This window comes from Nocardia sp. NPDC058497 (assembly GCF_042720195.1).
GTDB lineage: Bacteria > Actinomycetota > Actinomycetes > Mycobacteriales > Mycobacteriaceae > Nocardia.
The window spans coordinates 1-4,039 of sequence record NZ_JBHXMY010000533.1 but is presented as its reverse complement, the minus strand read 5'-3'; the positions used below and the strand labels follow the sequence as shown (position 1 = coordinate 4,039).

The 4,039-nt window shown below is 66.9% G+C and carries 3 protein-coding genes; 2 read left to right on the top strand and 1 reads right to left on the bottom strand.

Annotation, left to right across the window (positions count from 1 at the left end; genetic code table 11):
* Positions 1-29: 29 nt before the first annotated feature.
* On the bottom strand, positions 30-2,048 hold the full coding sequence (asnB, locus tag ACFWPJ_RS26625) for an asparagine synthase (glutamine-hydrolyzing) (protein ID WP_378855292.1): 2,019 nt from the start codon (positions 2,046-2,048) through the stop codon (positions 30-32).
* Positions 2,049-2,400: 352 nt separating this feature from the next.
* Between asnB and ACFWPJ_RS26620 the strand changes: the two genes are divergently transcribed.
* Together ACFWPJ_RS26620 and ACFWPJ_RS26615 are read left to right on the top strand one after the other, a co-directional pair.
* Positions 2,401-3,522, top strand: a complete 1,122-nt coding sequence (locus ACFWPJ_RS26620) for a cytochrome c oxidase subunit II (protein ID WP_378855290.1) — start codon at positions 2,401-2,403, stop codon at positions 3,520-3,522.
* Between the two features lie 10 nt (positions 3,523-3,532).
* A complete protein-coding gene (locus ACFWPJ_RS26615; RefSeq protein ID WP_378855288.1) occupies positions 3,533-3,949 on the top strand; it encodes a cytochrome c oxidase subunit 4 in 417 nt (138 codons plus the stop codon).
* The last annotated feature ends 90 nt before the right edge of the window (positions 3,950-4,039 follow it).

Here is a 4,039-nt window from a genome sequence, read left to right as displayed (position 1 = left end):
GATCGAGGGGGCGTTCGGCTTCGGGGGTCCTACAGGGACACCGGGTACACCGGCTCCTGGATCTCCGGCTTGATCCGGTCCTCGACGAAGATGCCATGCCAGACCATGAAGACCAGCAGGGTCCAGAGGCGGCGGCTATGGTCGGAGACGCCGGCGCGGTGGTCGCGCAGCATCCGCAGGATGGCCTGCTTGTTCAGCAGGTGGTCGGTCTGGGATTCCGCGATCTGGGTTTCGGCCCAGTCGTAGAGTTCGGTGCCGCGCAGCCAGTGTCGCAGGGGGACCGGGAAGCCGAGCTTGGCGCGGTTGAGGACGTGGTCGGGGACGATCCCGTCCAGCGCCTGGCGCAGCGCGTACTTGGAGGTCTCCTTGGTGATCTTCTGGTCGTAGGGCAGGCCCTGGGCGACGCGCATGACCTCGTTGTCCAGGAACGGCACGCGCAGTTCCAGGGAGTTGGCCATGGTCATCTTGTCGGCCTTGACCAGGATGTCGCCGCGCAGCCAGGTGAACAGGTCGAGGTGCTGCATGCGGGCGACCGGGTCCCAGCCCGCGGACTGGGCGTAGATGGGGGCGGTGACGTCCTGGTGGGTCCACTCGGGGCGGAACTCGCGCAGCACCGAGCGCAGCTGCGCGTCGTTGAAGCTGCGGGCGTTGCCGTAGTAGCGGTCCTCGAGGGTGAGCGACCCGCGCTGCAGCAGGGACTTGCCGCGCTTGCCGTCGGGGATCTTGTCGCCGAGCGTGCCCACGAGCTTGCGCAGCCCGGCGGGCAGGTACTCGAAGGGCTTGAGCGACAACGGCTCCCGGTAGATGGTGTAGCCGCCGAACAGCTCGTCGGCGCCCTCACCGGAGAGCACCACCTTGACGTGCTTGCGGGCCTCCTTGGCCACGAAGTACAGCGGCACCAGCGCCGGGTCGGCGACCGGGTCGTCGAGGTACCAGACGATCTCCGGGATGGCGGCGGCGAACTCGGCGGGGGAGACCACCTTGACGATGTGACGCGCGCCGATCAGCTCGGCGCTCTCGGCGGCCACGTCGACCTCGGAGTAGCCCTCGCGCTCGAAACCGGTGGTGAAGGTGATCAGCTTCGGGTTGTGCCGCATCGCCAGCGCCGCGATGGCGGTGGAGTCGATGCCGCCGGACAGGAAAGAGCCGACGGTGACATCGGCGCGCATGTGCTTGGCGACCGAGTCCTCGAGCGCGGCGGCGATCTCGGCGTAGCGGGCCTGCGCGGCGTCTGTGTCGATTCGGCGACCGCTCGAGAGCCTCCGTGGCCACGCTCCGCTACCGCCTCCGGCTCGCCGTGCGGTCGCCGGGGCGAACGGGCGGACCCGGAAGTCGGGACGGAAGTAGCGGGTGGCCTTCGGCTCCTGCCCGACCTTCACCGTGGCGTAGGTGCCGGATTCCAGGCGGCGGATGTTCTTGTGCAGCGACTCGGGCTCCGGCACGTACTGCAGCACCGTGTAGTGCTCGAGCGCGCGCGGGTCGAGATCGTCGGATACACCGAGCGGGTCCAGGAGTTCGAGGACGCTCTTCTTCTCACTGGCGAAGGCGGTGCCGCCGGGGCCGGTCGCGTAGAACAGCGGCTTGATGCCGAAGGGGTCGCGCGCCAGGAACAGCTCCTGGGTCTCGGTGTCCCAGATCGCGAAGGCGAACATGCCGCGCAGCTTGCGCACGGCCTCGGGGCCCCAGAAGTGGAAGGCGGCCACGATGGACTCGCCGTCGCCGTCGGTGGCGAAGATCTTGCCGTCGGGGAACTCGGCGCCGTGCTCGGCGGCCAGCTGTTCGCGCAGTTCCAGGTAGTTGTAGATCTCGCCGTTGAACGTCATCGCGTAGCGCTGCGGGTTCTCGGCGGGGCCCCAGCGCAGCGGCTGGTGCGAGTGCTCGATATCGATGATCGAGAGGCGGTTGAAGCCGAAGATCATGTGATCGTCGTGCCAGGTGCCCTTCTCATCCGGGCCACGGTGCCGCTGGCAGTGCAGCGCGTCGTACACCTGATCGACCACCTCGGTCGTCGCCGTATCAGCTGTCAGGAATCCGAGCAGTCCGCACACGGTGTCGGCAACCTTCTCTCGTTCGATGATGGGGTGGCCACTTCCGGGCCCAAACGCTGTGTCCGAGTATGCCGCACACCCGCACGACGCGCCGCGCGCAACCCGTCGCCACGGCCGCCGCGACGCGCTGGGGGCGGCAAACCGCAGGTCGCCGCATCCGGCGCGGTCGCGGCGGAGTGTCGAATGCGACCCCGCGACAAGTCAGCGCCCGCTTTGGTCTACGCTGCGTAGTACTCAGGTCCTTCTCAGGTGTGCAGGCGTCACAGCGGCAATACTCGAGGGCGGCCTGAAACGTGCTTGAAAGCGGTGTCGGAACGGGCGGATCGCGGCCCGGACGACGCAATGTGTCGGAATGTGTAGCGACCAGGAAGGCGTGAGCGTGGCGCACAAGGCGAGCGAAGAGATCGGGGCACGACCCGTTCGGGGTCGGCAGGGCCGCATCCTTCGACGGGCCGGGCTGGCGGTGTCCTTGGGGATCACTGCCGTCCTCGTCTCGGGCTGCTCGATCGACAATGTATGGCTGCGGTTCGGCTGGCCCTCGGGCATCACGCCGCAGGCCACCCGGATGCGGGAGCTGTGGACCTGGTCCGTGCTGGCCGCGCTCGCCATGGGCGTGCTGGTCTGGGGTCTGACCTTCTGGACCGTCATCATGCACCGCAAGCGCAAGGACTCCCCGGAGTTCCCGCGCCAGACGGGCTACAACGTGTCGCTGGAGCTGACCTACACGGCGATCCCGTTCGTGATCATCGCGGTGCTGTTCTACTTCACCGTGGTCGTGCAGAACTACGTGCACGAGAAGACGGACAACCCGGATGTCACCGTCGACGTGACCGCCTTCCAGTGGAACTGGAAGTTCGGCTACCGCAACATCAACAATGTCGGCGGGCTGACCTGGAACGGCATCGACTCCGAGCGTGAGCTGATCAACCAGGAGCAGCTGGCCGAGTACGCCGAGCGCAAGAACGAAGAGGGTCACCCGCAGCCGGGTCCGCTGCACGGCAAGCCGGCCAACGACCTGCTCTCGTACCTGCACTACGACAAGGTCGAGACCATCGGCTCCAGCGACGAGATCCCCGTCCTGGTGCTGCCGACCGGCAAGCGCATCGAGTTTCAGCTCGCCGCCGCCGACGTGATCCACGCCTTCTGGGTGCCGGAGTTCATGTTCAAGCGCGACGTGATGCCGAACCCGAAGGAAAACCAGTCCGACAACGTCTTCCAGATCTCCGAGATCGAGAAGGAAGGCGCGTTCGTCGGCCGCTGCGCCGAGATGTGCGGCACCTACCACTCGATGATGAACTTCGAGGTCCGCGCGGTCTCGCCGGAGAAGTACGCCAAGTACATGCAGGCGCGCATCGACGGCAAGACCAACGGTGAGGCCCTCGAGTCGATCGGCGAGTCGCCGGTGGCCACCTCCACGTACCCCTTCAACACCAAGCGCGATATCAAGAGCGCTTCGGTGAACGAGAGCAAGTGAGGATTCTGATATGAGGATCGAAGCGCGGATCTTCGAACTGCTCACGGCGTTCTTCATCCTGGTGGGCATCGTCTACGGTTTCTTCACCGCGCAGTCGCGCACCGGCATCGAATGGGCCGGTACCACCGCGATCGTGCTGACCGCGGGCCTGTCGCTGATCATCGGCACCTACTTCCGGTTCGTCGCGCGCCGCATCGACCTGCGGCCCGAGGACTACGAGGAGGCCGAGATCGTCGACGGCGCCGGTGACCTGGGCTTCTTCTCGCCCGGTAGCTTCTGGCCCATCACCCTGGCCGCCGCCGGTTCGGTGACCGCGCTGGGCCTGGCGTTCTTCCAGATGTGGCTGATCGCCCTCGGAGTCGTACTCGTGCTCACCGCGGCCGCCGGCCTGGTGTTCGAGTACTACATCGGCGCCGAGAAGCACTAGTTCGCACACACGTCAACGACCCCATAAAACCCCAGTCGCGCCCGGATCGGGTGGTTGTGGGGGTGGGGGGGGGGGGGGGGCCCCCCGGGT